Genomic DNA, 18,081 nt, shown 5'->3' on the forward strand with positions numbered 1-18,081 from the left:
CCCATGGCGGTTCTGCCCGCCCGTGTCCTGTTCGGCGCCGCCTACTACCACGAGTACCAGCTCCGCGACCGGCTCGAGGAAGACTTGGACCTGATGGTCGAGGCCCACTTCTCCGTCATCAGGGTCGGCGAGTCGGTGTGGTCGACCTGGGAACCCGAGAACGGCCGGTTCGACCTCGACTGGCTGCAACCTGTGCTCGACGGCGCGCACGAGCGCGGGATCTCGGTGGTCCTCGGGACACCGACCTACGCGGTGCCGCCGTGGCTCGCCCGGCAGTACCCGGAGATCACCGGTGAACGGGCCACCGGGCAACGGATCGGCTGGGGTGCGCGGCAGGAGGTCGACTTCACCCACCCCGCGTTCCGCTTCCACGCCGAACGCGTCATCCGCGCGATCATCTCCCGGTACGCGTACCACCCGGCCGTCATCGGGTTCCAGGTGGACAACGAGCCGGGCAACGAGTTGCTGCACAACCACGGCGTGTTCCAGCGGTTCGTCGACCACCTGCGCGACAAGTACGGCGACGTCGAGACGCTCAACCGCGAGTGGGGCCTGGTCTACTGGTCGCACCGGCTGTCCACCTGGGCCGACCTGTGGACCCCGGACGGCAACTTCCAGCCGCAGTACGACGTGGCGTGGCGGGAGTTCCAGGCCCGCCAGGTGACCGAGTTCATCGGGTGGCAGGCGGACATCGTGCGCGAGTACGCCCGTCCCGAGCAGTTCGTCACCACCTGCATCTCGTACACGCGGCGCGCCGTGGCCGACGACGAGCTGAGCGCCGGTCTCGACATCGCCTCCGGCAACCCGTACTACGACATGCAGGACGGCCTGGCGCTGCCGGACCAGACCCCCGACGACTTCGAGCAGAAGTGGAAGACCACCGGCGTGTGGTCGCTGTACCAGACCGCCGACTGGATGTTCTCCTCGCGCCAGGAACCGTTCCTGGTCACCGAGACCAACGCCGGTTCCATCGGTCACTCGTGGGAGAACCGCCCCGCGTTCGACGGCCAGTGGCGGCAGGCCGCGTGGGCGCTGGTGGGCCGCGGTGCGCGCATGATCGAGTACTGGCACTGGCACACCCTGCACTTCGGCGCCGAGACCTACTGGGGCGGAATCCTGCCCCACAACGGGAAGCCGGGCCGCACGTACGCACAGCTCGCCGCGCTGGGTGCCGAGTTCGACCAGGCGGGCGCGCTGGTCGCCGGACTCGAACCGGACGCCGACATCACGATGGTCTACTCGACGCCCAGCAAGTGGCTCATGCAGAAGTACCCGCCGTTGTCCACTTCGGACCGTGAGCCGGACCCCGCCGCGTACCACCGGATCATCGACCCGTTCTACCGCGGTGCGTTCGACGCGGGCCGGCAGGTGCGGCTCGTGCACGCCGCGCAGCTCAGCGACCGGATGACGCCGGCGGAGGCCGCGACACGGCATCCGGTGCTGATCGCGGCGGCGTTGTACGTGGTGGACGACGCGACGATCGACTGGCTCGCCGCCTACGCCCAGGCGGGCGGCCACCTCGTGCTCGGGCCGCGCACCGCCTACGCCGACCACGAGGCACGGGCCCGGCCCGAGACCCAGCCCGCCAGGTTGGTCGAAGCCGCCGGAGTCCGCTACGACGAGTTCAGCAACCTCCGCGCGCCCATCGCTGTCAACGGACTCACGGAGAACGCCACGGCGACCCACTGGGCCGACGGACTCACCGTGATCAACGCCGAGGTGCTCGCCGAGTACGACCACCCGCACTTCGGCCGCTGGCCCGCGATCACCACGCGCGCCCACGGCAAGGGTCGCGTGACGTGCGTCGGCACCGTGCCCGGCCGCGACCTCGCCCGTGCGCTGGCCGAATGGCTGGTGCCCCTGACCGTGCACGGATGGCGCGACCTGCCCGCCTCCGTGACGGCGACCACCGGCACCTCCGCCGACGGCCGCCGCGTGCACGTCCTGCACAACTGGAACTGGGGACCCGCCCGCGCCAAGGCACCTGTGGACCTGACCGACGTGCTCGCGGACGGTTCCGTGCCGGCCGGCACGGAGGTGGAACTGGGTGCCTGGGACGTGCGCGTGTTCGTCAGCGTTCCGACCGACTGAGGAGCAATCGATGATTTCCCTGCACAGAAAACGAACGTGGCTGCTGACAGCGTTGCTCGTCGTGGTGGGCAGCACACTTGGCGGGTCGCCCGCTCTGGCCTGCGGTCCGTCGGTGCTCGTGGCGCCGTCCGGTGACTGCACTCGCCCGTACTGCTTCACCTACGCCAAGTCCGCACAGCTGCCCAGCGGCCGCATCGTTGCCACGTATGAGGACAACAACCAGCCGCTGGAGAACATGACCTTCCCGATCTGGAGCAGCACCGACCACGGCAAGTCCTGGTCGCGCCGCTCGAAGGTCGCGGACACGTCGCCGCGCCGGTGGGGCAACTGGACCAACCCGAACCTTTACGTGCTGCCGCAACGGATCGGCACCATGCCGGCGGGAACCCTGTTGCTCGCCGGGATCTCCTCGCCACCGGACCGCTCGGCGACCGCGATCCAGCTCTACCGCAGCAACGACGAGGGCGCGACCTGGCGCTGGGTGAGCGAGGTGGCGCTCGGCGGCGGCCAGTGGGGCAGCCCGAACCCCACGCCGATCTGGGAGCCCTACCTGCTCGCGGCGAACAACCGGCTGATCGTCTACTACTCCGACGAACGCGACAAGGCGAACCACGACCAGAAGATCGTGCACCAGACCTCGACCGACGGTCTGCGATGGGGCCCGGTGGTCGAGGACGTGGCGATGGCGGACCGCGCGCTGCGGCCCGGAATGCCTGTGGTGACGCGGATGTCCGACGGCCGGTACCTCATGGTGTACGAGATGGTCGGGCAGCCGAACACGCCCAACAACTTCAAGATCTCGGCGGACCCCGAGTCGTGGAACTCCGGTGACGGCGGCACGACGATCGACCACGGCGGCAGCCCGACGGTCGTCACGCTGCCCAGCGGCAGGCTCGTCTACAACTCCCACGGCTCAGGTGACGTCCGGGTCAACACGGGCAACGGCAGCGGTCCGTGGACGCCGGTGCGCACCACGATGCCCAACGGGTACAGCCGGATGCTCCAGCCGGTCGCGGGCACCGGGCGGGTGCTGATCCTGTCCGTGGAAGGCTTCTGGGTCAACGCGCGCAACACGGTTCGCTACGGCGACGTCGACCTCGGTCACTCCGCCGGCGCCTACTACAAGCTGGTGAACCGCCAGACCGGCAAGGTGCTCGACACCTCCCAGGCGAGTCTGCAGGACGGCGCCGACCTGGTGCAGTGGGCCGACAACGGCGGCGCGAACCAGCAGTGGCACGTGACCGACGTCGGCAGCGGCTACCGGACGTTGTTCAACCGCAACAGCGGCCGGGTGCTGTCGATCTGGGGCACCAGCACGGCGGACAACGCCCGTGCCGTGCAGTGGGTGGAGAACATCGGCGCCGACCAGCAGTGGCAGCTGGTCCCCGTCGGCGCCTACTACCGGCTCGTGGCGCGGCACAGCGGCAGCGCGCTGTCGGTGCTGGACGGCGCCGGCGCGGACGGCGCGCAGATCGTGCAGCGGCCCTACACCGGGGCGCTCGACCAGCAGTGGCGGCTCGTCCGAGTCTAGTGAGTCCACTATGGACTTCGAATCTACCGTCCCTGGCATGACCAACGCACAGACCCGGCGGACGGTGTTGCGCGGCATCGCCCTCGGCGGCCTCTCGGCCGCCGTGGGTGCCTGCGCGTCCGGCACGAGCACCGCCCAGGAACACCTGACCACGCCCACAACACCGGACGGTGCGCTGCAACGCCTGTTGGAGGGCAACAAGCGCCTGCTGGCAAACCAGACGCTGCACCCGCAGACCCTGGACGACATCCGCAAGCACGCCACCGGCCAGGCCCCCTACGCCCAGGTCTTCGGCTGTGCGGACTCGCGCGTGCCCGTCGAAGCGGTGTTCGACGAGGACTTCGGCGACGTGTTCGTCACCCGCACCGCCGGCAACGTCCTCTCCGACCCCACCATCGGCACCATCGAGTACGGCGTGCTCGCACTGCAGACCCCGCTGATCATGGTGCTGGGTCACCAGAACTGCGGCGCGGTGAAGGCCGCCGTCGACGCGCTGAAGGACCCGGCCAAGCTGCCCACGGGTCCGCTCGGTGCCCTGGTGTCGGCACTGTTACCGGCGGCGCGGCGAGCGAAGGAGCACAGCGGCGACATCTACGCGGCCGCCCTCGAAGCGCACGTCCGCTCGGTGGTGACGACGTTGCAGGGCACTCCGTCGCTCGCCGGGCCGATCGCGGCGGGGACGTTGCGCGTGGTCGGCGCCTCCTACGACCTGTCCACGGGAAAGGTCTCGCTGTACTGAACCGGGAAGCCCGCCGCGGTGACGAGATCCGGGTCCTCGAACTTGGTCGCGCGGGAGAACCGGCCGTCGACCAGGGTCAGCACCCACAGGCACTCGGCCCGCAGCACCCCGTCGTCGTCGCGCCGGTAGCCGGCCATGGCGGGCTGACCGTTGGCGCGGGTGGGCAGCATCCGGACGTTGCCGTTCCTGGAGCTGAAGTTCCGTTCCAGGAACGGGATGCACACGTGCACGCCCTGGAACCAGACGGGGTGCGGCACGGCTTCGAGGCTGAAGTCGTCGTGGATGACCTGGCGGATGGCGGCGGAGTCCCCTGCCTCGAACGCGGTGATGTACCGATCGAGCAGCACCCGTTCGAGCTCCAGGTCCGGCGACTCCAGCCGTTCGCCCTCCAGGTCCAGTTCGTCGAGCCGCCTGCGGGCCCGTTGCAGCAGGCTCTTCACGGCGGGAACGCTGACGTCGAGCGTCTCCGCGATCTCGGCGGCCGACCAGGAGAGCACCTCCCGCAGCAGGAGCGCCGCGCGTTGCCGCACCGGCAGGTACTGCAGTGCCGCGATCAACGCCAGCCGCACCGACTCGCGCAGCACGACCACCTCGCCCGGCTCGTCGGCACGGCTCAGGACGGCGTCGGGCAACGGTCCGAGCCACGCGATCGACTCGTCGCTGTAGACGTGCACGCCGGGGTCGGTCGCCGGTGCCCCGAGGCCGGCGGGGAGCACCCGCCGGCTTCGATGGGTCAACGCGGTGATGCAGGTGTTCGTCGCGATCCGGTAGAGCCAGGTCTTGACCGACGACCGCCCCTCGAAGCCCGCCAGGCCGCGCACCGCCCGCAGGTACGTCTCCTGGACGGCGTCCTCGGCGTCGGGGTACGAGCCGGTCAGCTGGTAGCAGTGCACGACCAGCCCGTCGCGCAGCAGGCCGAACTCGTCCTGCAGCCGCCCGGTGGTCAGCGGGGGTAGCACCTCGGCAGACACGTCACGCTCCTGGTCGCGGTCGTCAACTGTTCATTGGACACCGCCGGCCGCGAAAAGGAATCGCTACCGCTCCATCTCGGTGCGAAGCAGTTCGAGCGCACCACGGAATCCGGCCGACCCACCTCGGTAGAACCGGGGACCGTACGACACCCGTGCCACCCCGAGCGCCTTCAACGCCGCCAGGTCCAGCGAGTCGGTGGTGTTCCCGTTGGCCGGCCCCGGCACCTCGTCGATCAACCGCCGGAGGTTGTGCTCGGTCGACCCGCCGATCGGATAGACGCAGTCCACACCCGCGTCCCGGTAGAGCCGAGCCCGCCGGATCGCCTCGTCCAACCGGTCCTCCGAGGGAATCCCGCTGGACGGCAGAAACACGTCGATCCGCGCGTTGAGCACGATCGGCACCCCGGCGGCGTCAGCGGCCGCCCGCACCCCGGCAAGCCGATCAGCCTGCGCGGCAGCGTCCACGAGACCACCAGCCCGGTGGTCGGTGTCTTCGAGGTTGCAGCCGGACGCGCCGGCTTCGAGCAGTCGCGAAACGAACTCGTCCGGCGGCAGGCCGTAGCCCGCCTCCGCGTCCACGGTCACCGGCACGGACACGGCCGCGGAGATCCGCGCGACGGCCGCGAACATCTCCTGCCACGGCGCCTGCTCACCGTCCTCGTGCCCGAGCACCTCCGCCACGGCGGCGCTCGAGGTCGCCACAACGGGGAAACCCAGCTCTGCCACCAGCTCGGCGCTGGCCGGGTCCCACGCGTTCGGCAGGACGAGCAGCTTGCCGAAGTGGAGCTCGCGCAGCAGGTCGGCGTGTGCCAACAGGTCGGACATTTACTACCCCTTTCGCGGAATGACGGTTCCGGCGAGCGCGCCCACCACCGCGAGGCCCGCACCGGTCAGGACGGCGGCGCTGAAGCCGCGGGAGAACTCGGCATCCGACGCGTAGCTCCCGGCCGCGGTGAACCCGACGACCAGCACTGCCACGCCGAACGCGCCGCCGAGCTGCCGCATCGAGCTGAACGCACCGGAGGCCTTGCCGAGGAACTGCGGCGCCACCGAGGTCAGCACGGCGCTCTGCGCGGCGGGCAGGCACATCGCGATGCCCGTGCCCGACAACAGCATCGGGCCGATGATCATCAAGTAGCCGACGGCGGGATCGGCGACGAGAGCGAGCCAGACCAGTGCGAGGGCGTGCAGGCCGAGCCCGGTGACGACGAAGGGCCGTTCCCCGAACCGGCCGACCTGCCGGCCCACCCACTGCGGGACGAACACGGCCGTGAGCCCCCACGGCGCCAGCCCCAGCCCGGCGGCCAGCGGCCCGTACCCCAGTCCGGTCTGCAGGAACTGGGCCATGAAGAACACCACGCCGAACGCGGAGGCCCAGTGGAAGAAGATCACGACGTTGGCGGCCGTGAACCCGCGCGACCGGAACAGGTGCAGCGGCAGCATCGGATGCGCCGCCCGGCGTTGCCAGCCGAGGAACATCCCGATCGCGACCAGTCCGGCCACGGCGAATCCCGCGTCGCCGTGGACCAGCGCCCACATCAGCCCGAACGTGCCGACGCCGGCCAGCACCAGTCCGGGAACGTCGATCACACGATCCGGCCCGTCGCTCTCATCGATCTTCGTGAGCGCGAGGTAGATCAACCCGATCCCGAGCGGCACGTTGATCCAGAAGATCCACGGCCAGGAGATCCCGGCCACCACGGCCCCGCCGACCAGCGGCCCCAACGCCACGGCAACGCCGCTCACGCCGGCGAACACACCGAGGGCGCGAGGACGAAGTTCTGGTGGGAAAGCCGCCCCCAGCAACGCGAGGGCGAGCGGCATGATGAACGCCGCCCCGGCGCCCTGCAGCAGCCGGCCGGCGACCAGGACCTCGATGTCCGGCGCGACCGCGCAGACCAGTGACGCCACCGCGAACACCGTCACGCCTGCCGTGAACACGCGCCGGCGGCCCCACCTGTCACCAGCCGCCGCGGCCGTCATGAGCAGCACGGCGAAGCTGAGCCCATAGGCGTTCACCGTCCACTCCAACTCGGTGAGCGACGCACCGAGATCGGTTCGGATCGCCGTCAGCGCGGTCGCCACGACCAGCGCGTCGAGCACGACCATCAGCGACGCGACCGAGGTGATCACGAGCACCCACGTCCGCCTCGTTCGCTCCACGACCGCCAGCACGTCCGTCTCCTCTGCCTCCGGCACTCTTCGGAGACTTGGACTCGGAACGACGCCGCGAGGAATCGGTCAGTGGCTGTGGCGGATCGCCACCAACGCGATGTCGTCGGTCGCGGGCTGGTAGCCGACCATCGTCGCCATCACCCGGTTGCACGCCGACTCCGGGCCCATCGGACTGACGATCTGCCGCAACCGCTCCAGGCCGACGTCGAGGTCCTGCCCGCGGCGTTCCACCAGACCGTCGGTGTAGAGCACGATCAGCGTGCCCGGCGGCACGTCCAGGTCGACGCTGCGGCGGCCGCTGGTGCCGAGCTCGAACCCGATCGGCGGACCGATGTGGGCGGGCACGAACCGGGCCTGTTCGCCCGGCACCGCGAGCACCGGCAGCAGGTGCCCGGCCACGGCGAGGGTCATCCGGTGGGTCGCCGTGTCGATGACCGCGTAGGCGACCGTGGCCATGGTGTTGTGCTCGAAGTAGCTGGCTTTCCGGTCGAGCTTGCAGAGCACCTGCGCGGGATCGAAGTAGTCCAACGCGTAGGCGCGCAACGCGCTCCGCAACCGGCCCATCACCACCGCGGCCTGCAGCCCGCTGCCCGCGACGTCGCCGATCACCACGCCGATGCGGTCACCCGGCAGTTCGAACACGTCGTACCAGTCGCCACCGACGCCGCTCTCCGCGCCGGGCACGTAGCGGGCCGCCAGCTCCCAGCCCTCGGTGCTCGGCAGGCGTGCGGGCAGCAGGCTCTCCTGCAGCAACGTGGCGGCGGCGCGCTCGGACCGGGTGCGGTCCACGTAGACGGCCACCGCGAGGCGGTCGGCGAAGAGCTGCAGCGCTTCCTTCTCCTCGTCGGTGAACCGGCGGGACGTGGTGCTGCCGACGTGCACGACCCCGGTCACCTCGCCCTGGGCGATCATCGGCGCACCGAGCAGCACCCGCAGGCCGTGCTCCCACAGCAGCGGGTTGACCACAGTGGACTCGTCGACGTGCTCGATCTGCACCGGTTCCCGCAGCTGCGCCACCCGGCCGGCGAAGCCCTTGCCCACCGGCACGCGCACGCCCTGGAAGACCTCTTCCTCCAGCCCGGAGGTCGCTCGCGCCACGAGCTGGGTGCCGCTGCGGTCCATCAGCAGGACGGTGACGGTGTCGACCGCGAGCAGTTCGCGGGCGCGCTGCAGCAGGACTTCGAGCAGCTTGTCGAGGTCGAGCTCCTTGAGCGCCCCGTCCGTGACCGCGTCGAGGACGCGCAGGCGCACACTCCCGTCCTCGGTCATGCCACCTCCACACCTCGCGCTGCCAGCCAGTCTCCCACGGCTCAGGCAGGTGCGATCACCACGCCGGTGCGTGCGGCGCGCTGCGCACCCCAGTCGTAGAGGGCCTGGAGCGCGGGTCCGAGGCTCCGGCCTTCGTCGGTGAGGGAGTACTCGACGTGCGGCGGCACCTCCGCCCGCGCCACCAGGCCGGCCGCCTGCAGCTCGCGGAGCCGCTGCACGAACATCTTCTCGCTGATGCCGGGCACCTTGCGGCGCAGCTCGCCGTAGTGGTGCGGGCGTTGTTTGAGGTGGGCGAGGAGGACGGCCCGCCACTTGCCGCCGATGACGTCGAGGGCCAGCTCGACCGGACAGTTGTACATGGGCTCCTCACCAAAAGGTGCGTACTTGCCGGGCCGTGCGCGTGCTGCTGGAGTTGGCGCCGTGATCGACAACCAGTCAACACCAACGCTGTACACCTGGGCGGGCGGCGCGGACGCGTTGCTGCGCCTCACTGAGGCGTTCTACCGGAAGGTCGCGGAGGACGAGCTGCTCGCGCCGGTGTTCGCCGGCATGGACCCCGGACACGCGCGCTACGTGGCGCTGTGGCTGGGCGAGGTCTTCGGCGGACCGGCCGCGTACACCGAGGAGCGCGGCGGCTACGAGTTCATGCTGTCCAAGCACCTCGGCCGCGCCATCACCGAACAGCAGCGCCGCCGGTGGTTGAACCTCATCATGGACGCGGCGGACGAGGTGCAGCTGCCGGACGACCCGGAGTTCCGCGCCGCGTTCGTGTCCTATCTGGAGTGGGGCACCCGGCTGGCGGTGCAGAACTCCGCACCGGACGCCAAGCCGTTCCACGGGGCGCCGGTGCCGAAGTGGGGCTGGGGCGTGGCGCCGCCGTACGTCCAGGGTTGAGCGGGGAGAGGCCGGCGAACCTGCTGCCACGCCTGCGGCGCACCGATCTGCGCGGCACTGCGGTCGAGCGAGGCGGTGATCCTGCCGTCGAGCCACACCTTCGCCGCGCCCGCCGTGCGCGCAGCCGACCAGAAACCGCCCTTCTTGTCCGCCGTGACGGCGTGGGCGTTGATGCTGGGCAACGACTTCGCGTCCGCCGAACGCAAGGTCGCGCCGCCCTGCACGATCAGCGGGATCGAGTTGCGGCTCGCGTCGTCGTAGCCGGACCGCGCGAGCAGCGAGACGTCGAACAGCCGCTGGTCCAACGTGCCGGCGTCGATCTGCGGCACGGCGTCGAGCGGGATGACGTGCAGGTCGCCCCGCTCGTCGGTGTAGTGGTGGAAGCGGACGCCTTCGCGGCCCTTCGCGGCGTGCGTCCGCACTTCCCCGTTGGCCACGTGCACGAGGTCACCGGTGATCAGCGTGACCGTTGTCGTCAGACCACCCGCCTTGACCTGCTGCGGTGTGGTCGTCTCCCCCATGGCCGGCGGTACGGCGGCCGAGGTGATGCCCACGGCTGCCGCCGGCCCAACGGCGAGAATGGATTTCTTCAACGCGAACTCCCCTTGCTCGGCGTCGGAGGGGCGATGTTGCCCTCGGTGACACAGATACCGCAGAGAGTGGTCTTGTTGCCTTTTTCCAGATCAGATGTCCCGAATGACGTCCTGAACCACCGATTCGGCCCCTGACGGACCTGACGCGCGCAACTAGGCCGTTCGGGTTACCTTCAGATTCCCGGTGACCGGGCAACACGCCGGGATCGGAGGTCACCATGGCCGTGGCGCGCGACTCCGTGCCCGCCTGGGTCGACCCCATGCTCGCCAAGCCCGACGGCGGCCGCCTGCGCGAGGGCCCGCAGTGGGCGTACGAGTACAAACTGGACGGTTACCGCGTGGCGATGCGGATCGCCGCCACCGGCGCCACGGTGCTGACCAGCCGCAACGGCCTCGACCTCACCGCGGAGTTCGCCGAGCTGACCGGCGTGCTCGCCCCGGCCTTGCGCGGGCGCCCAGCGGTGCTCGACGGCGAGGTCGTGGTCTACAACGAGTCCGGCCAGATCGACTTCGGTCTGCTGCAGCAACGGCGCGGCCGCTTCCAGAAGCACCGGACGGCCCGGCGTGAGCAGCCGTTCGACGACGTCCCCGTCCGGTTCCTGGTGTTCGACCTGCTGCAGTTCGGTGAGCAGATGCTGCTGGACCAGCCCTACGAGCAACGGCGACGCCGACTCACCGAGCTCGACATGCCCGATCCGTTCCGCATCGCGGTCGTGCCGTCGTTCACCCCAGGCGACCTGGCCGCCGAGCGCCTGACCCCGCAGCGGCTGCTCGACCGCGTCGCCGCCGAGGGGCACGAAGGACTCGTGGCCAAGCGCCTCGACTCGCCCTACCTCCCCGGCAAACGGCCGGACTTCTGGTGCAAGCACCCGCTCGTGCAGACGCGCGAGGTCATCGTGTGCGGGTGGCGGCCAGGTCAGAGCGGGTTCACCGGGACCGTCGGCGGTCTGCTGCTCGGCGCGCACGACCCGGACACCGGTGAGCTCGTCTACATCGGCGACGTCGGCACCGGCTTCACCCGGCAGGACCGGGATCAACTGCGCGACCGGCTGGAACCCTTGGAACGCAAGAGCCATCCCTTCGCGATCACTCCCCCGCGCGAAGACGTCGTCCGTGCGCGCTGGGTGGATCCCGTGCTGGTCGGCGAGGTGCGGTTCCGGCAGTTCACCCGCGGCGAGGACGGCCGGCTGCGGCACACCGCCTGGCGAGGCCTGCGCGCCGACCGCGACCAGGGCGAGGTGACCGCACCGCAGCCCGGCCGTCCCGCCCCCGAAGCACCCGAGATCGGCACCCGCGTGACGGTCAAGGCGGGCAGCCGCACGCTGAGTCTGTCCAATCTGGACAAGCAGCTCTACCCGGACGGCACGACGAAGAGCGAGGTGATCTCCTACTACAGCCGGATAGCACCGGTGCTGCTGCCGCACCTGCGCGACCGGCCCGTCACGTTCGTGCGCTTCCCCAACGGGGTGCACGGCCAGAAGTTCTTCCAGAAGAACACCGACGCGAGCGCACCGGCCTGGCTGCCGACCGTGCCGTTGCGCGGCGGAGGTTCCCGCAAAGGCGGTGACGAGATCGTCCGCTATCCGTTGCTGCACGAGCTCGCCGCGCTCGTGTGGGCCGCCAACCTCGCCGCGCTCGAACTGCACGTTCCACAGTGGACTGTCGAGAACGGCATCAGGAACACGCCGGACCGGCTGGTGTTCGACCTCGACCCCGGCCCAGGCACCACGATCGTCGACTGCTGCCGGGTGGCCGAACGGCTGCACGACGTGCTGACCGCGAACGGGCTCGTGCCGGTGGCGACCACCTCGGGTTCGAAGGGCCTGCAGATCTACGCCGGCATCGAGACGACGAGCACGCCGGCACCCTCGAACTACGCGAAGGCCATCGCCACGGCCTTCGAACGCGAGACGCCCGAGCAGGTGACCGCCACGATGTCCAAGGCGCGCCGCGAGGGCAGGATCTTCATCGACTGGAGCCAGAACAACCCCGCCAAGACCACCATCTCGCCCTATTCGTTGCGGGGCCGCGACGAGCCCACGGTGGCCACGCCGGTCACCTGGGACGAGGTCCGCGCCTGCCGCGACCCCGAGCGGCTGGTGTTCACTCTGGACGAGGTCCTCGATCGGGTGACAGAGCTCGGCGACCTGTTCGCGCCGACCCGCACCGAGGTCGCCCGACTCGGCGACACCTGACCATGACCGGTCCCGGCCTACTCCCGTGAGCGGTTCGCGGCCCGGCCGAGGCGCACCGCCGAGACCAGGAAGAAGATCCCGCCGATCGCGGCGTAGCCGGCCAGGCTCGTGAGCGACGGCTGCGGCCCGGACGCCATCACGATGAACGAGGATCCGGCGACCACGGAGATGCTCCCGCTGAGGATCATCGGCCACTGACCGCCCATCTTGCGGCGGCTCACCCCCACGAAGAGCTGCACCAGCCCGGACACGATCGCCCAGGCGCCCCACACCTGCAGGACCGCCGGAATGCCTGCGGCACAGGCGATCGCGAGGCCGACCGCGGCCAGCAGGCTGATCACGACGTTCCCGTACAGCCCGCGAACCGGTCCGGCGCCACGGGACGAGCGCGCGTCCACGACCGCCGCCGCCACGTCGAACAACGGGTACAGGACCAGCAGGGTGACGCTGACGGGCCCGAGCTCCGCGCCCGTCACGACCAGCAGGGCGGCCCAGACGACGGCGAACCCGAACCGGACGAAGTACAGCCGGCGCAGTGCCGCGGCGGTCTCGTGCACGGTGGATGAAGCAACGGCGGTCACGGGAGTCCTCTCCAGAAGCGGCGTTCGGCGAAAGAGACCGAACGTTCTACCTCTTTCAGACTGACTGCTTCGCGGCGAGTCGTCAAGACCGAACGTTCTATCGACTAGAGTTGACGGCATGGCGCGCACCGAACCGGCGAGCCGGCCGTCCGAAGCGCGGTCCCGGCTGCTCAACACCGCACTCAAGATCTTCTACGCCGAGGGCATCCACTCCGTCGGCATCGACCGCATCGTCGCGGAGGCGCAGGTCACGAGGGCGACCCTGTACCGGCACTTCCTGGGCAAGGAAGAGCTCGTCGTCGCCTACCTGACCGAGGTCGACGGCATGATGCGCGCCCAAGCAGCGCACGCCGCCGCCCAGGGCCACTCCCCCGCGGACACCCTGCAGGCGCTCGCCCAGGCCATCGCCGAGGGCATCCGGTCACCCGAGTTCCGCGGCTGTGCGTTCCTCAACGCCGCCGCCGAGTACCCCGATCCCGATCATCCGGTGCACCAGGCCGTGCTCGCCCACCGCGAGTGGTTCCAGACCACCATCACAGAGCTGTTCGCGCAGCTCAAAAAATCCACCGCCGAACCGGCCGCCCGGCACTACGTGATGCTGCGCGACGGCGCCATGGCGGCCGGTTGCCTAGCCGATGCTGACCTGGTCTGCGAGACGTTTCTCCGTGGTGTCGAAGGACTTCTGCAGGCTCAACGCTGAGCGTTCGTACACCCCGGCCACGTCGAGCGCCACGCGGTCCCACGCATGGCGAACGTGCGTGCGGTCCTGCCCCGCCGCGCCCAGCTCCTGGCGCCGGGTGTCGTCTCCCAGCAACGAGCGCAGGGCCCTGGCGAGTTGCGCGGGGTCCCGAGGCCGGACGTGCAGCCCGGTCACGTCGTGCACCACGGACTCGGCGAGGCCGCCGACCGCCGACACCACCACCGGCACACCGCACGCCATCGCTTCCAGTGGCACGACGCCGAACCCTTCGCGCCACTGTGGACACGCGACGACGTCAGCAGACCGGAACAGCGCGGGCATCTCCGAATGCGGCACGCGGCCGAGGAAGCTGACCCGGTCCGCGACACCCAGCCGCGCCGCCAAGGCGCGCAGTCGCTCGCACTGCCCGCCGACCACCACCAGTTCGGTGCAGGTCACCGCGGGCAGGGCGCTGATCAGGTCGTCGAGGCCCTCGTTCGGGGGCGTCACCGCGAGGACGCGCGGCATCCCGTTGCGCGGCGCGACCGGGCCGTTCAGCGTGAACATCCGGGTGTCGACGCCCGACGGGACGGTCGAGATCCTGTTCCGGCGCACCCCGAGCCGGGCCAGGTCGCGCGCTTCGTGGTCCGACCTCGCGAGCACCGCCGCCGCTTCCCGCCCGACCAGCCGCTCGATGCCCGTGCAGTCGCCGCCGTCCAGCCCGTGCCAGCTCTGCACGATCGGGATTCCGGTGCGCCGGGCGCCGAGCACCGCGGCGAACCCGGACGTCCAGTGGTGGGCGTGGATGACGTCCGGCGCCTCGCTCGCCCACCGTTCGGTCAGGAACCGCGCGAACTCCCCGATGTGGGGGATCATGGCGTCCTGGCCGAGTTCTCGTGCCGGCCCGGCAGGCACGGACACGACCTCGAACCCGGCCCTGCCTTGATCCGGCAGGCCCGTCCGTCGCGTGTAGACGGTCAGGTCGTGACCCTGCCGGCGCAGTGCCTCCGCGAGCTTGGCGATGTGCAGACGGCGGCCGACCGCGTCCGCGTCGCGCAGTGCGGTGAGCGGGTTCTCCTGCACCGAGATCATCGCGATCTTCACCTGCCCACCTCCGGGTTCGGCCACGGGTTCGCCGCGCACGTCCTGCCGTCCTTGGGGATGGCGAGGCCCTGCGGCGTGGTGGCGGTGAGCTCGGCGGGCGCGTCGTTCGAGACCGAGAAGGTCTGCTGCATCATCACGGGAGCGGGCGCGCCGTCGGCGGGACAGGGCTCGTGCCCGCGCCCGAGGAAGTGCCCGATCTCGTGGTTGATCACGTACTTCCGGTAGCCGTCCAGGTCGCCGCCGAACGACTGGGCGCCCCGGAACCACCGCGCCGCACTCACGTACACGACGCCGCCGACGTAGCAGGACGTGTCGTAGGGCAGGCTGAACCCGCAGGTGGCTCGCGCGGTTTCCGTTGCGGTGAGCCGGATTCGCACGTCGGGTTGCGCCACGTCGACGCGGCGGAAGGCGATGCCACCGGACGCGGTCCAGCCGCGCGGGTCCGCGAGCGCCTGGTCCACCACCGCGGCGAACGGGTGGTGCGCCGACGGTGGCACAGCGCCTTGCTCGACCTCGACGGAGCAGGTGTGCACCCGGCCCGCGCCGATCTGCGCGGTCGTGCCGTTGACGGTCCGCCACCAGCCCTCGCCCTGGACGGGCACCGGCGCTCCTGGCGGAAGTTCGGGCCCTGGCCGGGGCGCGGCCGCTGGAGCAGGGCTCGACGGTGCCGGCGACGGCGGTGCCTTCACGGAAATGCTGGCCACCACCGGAACCCGCGGCTGCGGCTGAGCCTGGTCCTGTGCCGGCGGTGTGGGTGCGGGCCAGCTGTTCAGCAGGCCGATCGTCACCCCTGCCAGCATCGCGGCGAAGACGTACATGACGATTCTGCCGATGGTCATGAGGTCCCTCCCCCTGGTCACGAACAGCTGAACAACACCGGGCAGTGCGCGTGGTGCAGTGCCTCCCGCGCGGCCGGTTGCAGTCCCTCCGCCGGGCCCCGCTCCCGGCCGGACACCACGAGCAGGTCGCTCGGGAACAACCGCGTCTCGTCCTGCACGGACCTGGCTTCCCGCACCAGTTCGACGATCACGCCGGGGCAGGCGTCGTGCAGCACTGCGGCGGTGGCGTCGAGCGAGTCGCCGTTGCCGAGGTACGGACGGGTCAGCACGCGCAGCCGGGTGGCCTGGCGGGCACGGCAGAACGTGATCGCACGCCGCAACACGCCCTCACCGCCGACCGCGTCCACGACCGCGGTCACCACCCCGAAGCAACCGGCGAGCGCGGCGGCGGAACCGCCGAGCACGACGACGTCGCGAAGGTCGCGGCCGGCGAGTGGCGGGGCAACCACCGCCGCCGACCGCGACAGCACCACCAGCCCGCCTTCCCAGCGCGCCGGTGGGGCGTCGTGGTGTTCGATGTGGACGGCGAGGGCCGGGTACTCCGCCAGCAGAGCCGCGACGTCGGCGTGCACCGGGTCGTTCGCGGCGGCCGCGTGCACGACCAGCCCGACTCCCAACGCGTCCGCGCACGCGGCCGCCCAGCGGACTCCTCGCACCCCGCAGTCGCGGAGGTCGACCAGCACGCAGGTGGTCGTGACCCGCGCGCTCTCGTGCACGAGCGCGGTCATCACGCCACGTCCGAGGTGTCGGCGACGGCGGGTTCCGGCCGCCGCGGCAACGGGAGGTCCTGCACGGTGGCGACCTCGGTGTACCACTGGTCCAGCAACCGTTGGCGCTCGGCCAGATCTGCCAGCATGTCCCGCGACTGCTCCAGCGCCTCGCCGACGATCTCCCTGGCGCGCCGGCTCGCTTCCGCCAGCCTGCGCTGGGTTTCCTGCTCGGTCTCGTCCAGCAGCCGGGCGTGCCGGCCGGCCGCCTCCTCCGCCTGGTGCACCGCCTGCTCGGCGCGGGCGCGGGCCTCGGCCTCGATCTCCTCCGCCTTGCGCTTCGCGACGTGCAGCAGGTAGCGGATGCACCCGGACGCGGCGTTGTCCTTGCTGTGCCCGGCATGGATCATCCGGTACTCGGCGAGCTCGGTGCTGGCTTCCTCGAGGTGCCTCGCGAGGGCCTCGGCCGTGGCGAGCGCGGCGTCCCGGTCGGTGCGGGCGACGTCGAGCTGTCCCTCCAGCTTCGCGTACTCCTCGTCGACCTGGACCCGGTCGTAGCCGAGCCAGCGGGTGCGGAAGGTTCTGGGGGCCTCGTTCAGGAGGTCTTCGATGGCCATTGCCCGTGTCCTTTCCTGAACGTGGGCCGGCGTGCTGCGTGCCTGGCAGGTACCCGTGGCGGGACCTCTCAGACATTCTTAACCAGGTAAGCACCCTCTCTAGTGAATTCCTCACGGTGTGTCATCGCGAGACGGTGAACTCGTGCGCGACCTGCGCGTCCAGCAACAACGGCGTGGTGCTGCGGACTCGGGCGACCAGCGTGTGCCCGCCCTCGCCGGGTGCGAAGTCCGGCAGTGTCAACCGGTTTCCGTCCCGCCGGGTGGCGACCGCGGCGTCGTCGACGAGCACCTCGACCCGGTCCAGCGCGGCCGGGTCATCGGCGCGGACCCTGATGTCACGCGCGGCCGCGGTCGTCAGGACCGCACCGTTGCCGACGCCCTCGACCGCGAGGCCGGCTCGTTCCACGTGCACCACGGACCCCACCACGACGGTGGACGACACGGCGAACACCACGGCGAGGAAGACGAGCAGGACGAGTTCCGACCTGCGTGCCTCGGCGTGCACCGGTCATCCCGTGGCCAGCTGAGCGAGCCGGTCGGCTCCGCCGTTGAACACGTTCTGGTCGATCGGCGACGAGGTGTACTGCCAGATCGTGTGGAAGGGCCAGCGGAAGGGCATCGGGCCGACCTTGGGGGCGTACCGCGCGAGCCACAACGCGTTGGTGGAGCTGAAGTCTCCGGTGCGGCCGGTGCACTTGTCCCACCACAGCACCGACGTGTAGATCACGGGCCAGCGCTTCGTGAGCGCGTGGTAGGTGTCGCTGAAGCTGCGGATCCAGCCGACCATCGCGGCGTGGCTCAGGCCGTAGCAGGTGTCGCCGCCGTACGGGTTGTACTCGATGTCGAGCGTGCCCGGCAGGGTCCGGCCGTCGCGCGACCAGCCGCCACCGTTCTGCACGAAGAACCTCGCCTGCGTCGCGCCGTGGTGACGTTGTCGGTGAGCAGCGGACCGCCCCCGCGGCCACGGCTGAGACTCCGGCTGCTCCCTCGGCCCCGGTGACGCCCACCGGTTGAGGCAGCGGGTCGTCAGCCGATTTCCCAGCTGCCTCCCACCGGCCTTGGCGGGTTCAAGAATGCGAACCCGCCACGAGATTCC

17 protein-coding genes and 1 pseudogene are annotated in these 18,081 nt (G+C 70.6%); 6 read left to right on the forward strand and 12 right to left on the reverse strand.

Translation table 11 applies throughout. The features are described from left to right. Positions 1-3: 3 nt before the first annotated feature. From DI276_RS22500 to DI276_RS22510, 3 genes are read left to right on the forward strand one after another with little or no spacing between them, the layout of a single operon-like run. The gene (locus DI276_RS22500; RefSeq protein ID WP_112267583.1) at positions 4-2,091 is read left to right on the forward strand and encodes a beta-galactosidase; all 2,088 of its coding nucleotides are present in this window, start codon (positions 4-6) and stop codon (positions 2,089-2,091) included. Positions 2,092-2,101: 10 nt separating this feature from the next. Next, positions 2,102-3,622, forward strand: coding sequence for an RICIN domain-containing protein (locus DI276_RS22505; protein WP_112266452.1), 1,521 nt, complete (start codon positions 2,102-2,104; stop codon positions 3,620-3,622). 37 nt (positions 3,623-3,659) lie between these two features. Next, positions 3,660-4,361 carry a carbonic anhydrase gene (locus DI276_RS22510; protein WP_157984873.1) on the forward strand — a complete coding sequence of 234 codons (702 nt, stop codon included), beginning with the start codon at positions 3,660-3,662 and terminating at the stop codon, positions 4,359-4,361. Here DI276_RS22510 and DI276_RS22515 read toward each other — a convergent pair. The 5 genes from DI276_RS22515 to DI276_RS22535 form a co-directional block, all read right to left on the reverse strand. After that, positions 4,325-5,332 (reverse strand): RNA polymerase subunit sigma-70, encoded by a 1,008-nt coding sequence (locus tag DI276_RS22515; protein WP_112266456.1) that lies wholly within the window; start codon positions 5,330-5,332, stop codon positions 4,325-4,327. The two genes, DI276_RS22510 and DI276_RS22515, sit on opposite strands and share 37 nt — an antisense overlap. A gap of 63 nt (positions 5,333-5,395) precedes the next feature. Continuing rightward, positions 5,396-6,157, reverse strand: a complete 762-nt coding sequence (locus DI276_RS22520) for an isocitrate lyase/PEP mutase family protein (protein WP_112266458.1) — start codon at positions 6,155-6,157, stop codon at positions 5,396-5,398. A gap of 3 nt (positions 6,158-6,160) precedes the next feature. Further along, positions 6,161-7,531 carry an MFS transporter gene (locus DI276_RS22525; protein WP_232836842.1) on the reverse strand — a complete coding sequence of 457 codons (1,371 nt, stop codon included), beginning with the start codon at positions 7,529-7,531 and terminating at the stop codon, positions 6,161-6,163. 42 nt (positions 7,532-7,573) lie between these two features. Continuing rightward, the gene (locus tag DI276_RS22530) at positions 7,574-8,776 is read right to left on the reverse strand and encodes a PP2C family protein-serine/threonine phosphatase (protein WP_112266460.1); all 1,203 of its coding nucleotides are present in this window, start codon (positions 8,774-8,776) and stop codon (positions 7,574-7,576) included. A gap of 41 nt (positions 8,777-8,817) precedes the next feature. After that, positions 8,818-9,135, reverse strand: coding sequence for a winged helix-turn-helix transcriptional regulator (locus tag DI276_RS22535; RefSeq protein WP_112266462.1), 318 nt, complete (start codon positions 9,133-9,135; stop codon positions 8,818-8,820). Between the two features lie 61 nt (positions 9,136-9,196). On the opposite strand from DI276_RS22535, the gene DI276_RS22540 reads away from it, so the two are divergent. After that, positions 9,197-9,670 carry a group II truncated hemoglobin gene (locus DI276_RS22540; protein ID WP_232836843.1) on the forward strand — a complete coding sequence of 158 codons (474 nt, stop codon included), beginning with the start codon at positions 9,197-9,199 and terminating at the stop codon, positions 9,668-9,670. 811 nt (positions 9,671-10,481) lie between these two features. After that, entirely contained in the window at positions 10,482-12,458 is a 1,977-nt protein-coding gene (gene ligD, locus DI276_RS22545) for a DNA ligase D (RefSeq protein ID WP_198680823.1), read from the forward strand. A gap of 17 nt (positions 12,459-12,475) precedes the next feature. Here the strand turns inward: ligD and DI276_RS22550 are convergent, their stop codons facing one another. After that, the gene (locus DI276_RS22550; RefSeq protein ID WP_232836844.1) at positions 12,476-13,039 is read right to left on the reverse strand and encodes a hypothetical protein; all 564 of its coding nucleotides are present in this window, start codon (positions 13,037-13,039) and stop codon (positions 12,476-12,478) included. 118 nt (positions 13,040-13,157) lie between these two features. On the opposite strand from DI276_RS22550, the gene DI276_RS22555 reads away from it, so the two are divergent. Next, positions 13,158-13,739: a TetR/AcrR family transcriptional regulator gene (locus DI276_RS22555; protein ID WP_112266464.1), complete on the forward strand. Its 582-nt coding sequence runs from the start codon at positions 13,158-13,160 to the stop codon at positions 13,737-13,739. On the opposite strand, the gene DI276_RS22560 is transcribed toward DI276_RS22555, so the two are convergent. From DI276_RS22560 to DI276_RS52290, 6 genes and pseudogenes are all read right to left on the reverse strand, one after another. Beyond that, a complete protein-coding gene (locus tag DI276_RS22560; protein WP_112267593.1) occupies positions 13,668-14,822 on the reverse strand; it encodes a glycosyltransferase in 1,155 nt (384 codons plus the stop codon). The genes DI276_RS22555 and DI276_RS22560 overlap by 72 nt on opposite strands. Continuing rightward, positions 14,819-15,661, reverse strand: coding sequence for a DUF3152 domain-containing protein (locus DI276_RS22565; RefSeq protein ID WP_232836845.1), 843 nt, complete (start codon positions 15,659-15,661; stop codon positions 14,819-14,821). The genes DI276_RS22560 and DI276_RS22565 overlap by 4 nt, the downstream gene beginning before the upstream one ends. Before the next feature lie 17 nt (positions 15,662-15,678). Next, on the reverse strand, positions 15,679-16,389 hold the full coding sequence (locus DI276_RS22570; protein ID WP_112266466.1) for a GNAT family protein: 711 nt from the start codon (positions 16,387-16,389) through the stop codon (positions 15,679-15,681). Then, positions 16,389-16,985 (reverse strand): hypothetical protein, encoded by a 597-nt coding sequence (locus DI276_RS22575; RefSeq protein WP_112266468.1) that lies wholly within the window; start codon positions 16,983-16,985, stop codon positions 16,389-16,391. Before DI276_RS22575 ends, DI276_RS22570 begins: the two co-directional genes overlap by 1 nt. Positions 16,986-17,106: 121 nt before the next feature. Further along, positions 17,107-17,490 carry a hypothetical protein gene (locus DI276_RS22580; protein WP_112266470.1) on the reverse strand — a complete coding sequence of 128 codons (384 nt, stop codon included), beginning with the start codon at positions 17,488-17,490 and terminating at the stop codon, positions 17,107-17,109. 3 nt (positions 17,491-17,493) lie between these two features. Beyond that, positions 17,494-17,907 (reverse strand): annotated as a pseudogene (locus tag DI276_RS52290) (GH25 family lysozyme); the annotation flags it as partial. Between the last annotated feature and the right edge of the window lie 174 nt (positions 17,908-18,081).

This window comes from Lentzea terrae, assembly GCF_003265345.1.
Lineage (GTDB): Bacteria > Actinomycetota > Actinomycetes > Mycobacteriales > Pseudonocardiaceae > Lentzea > Lentzea terrae.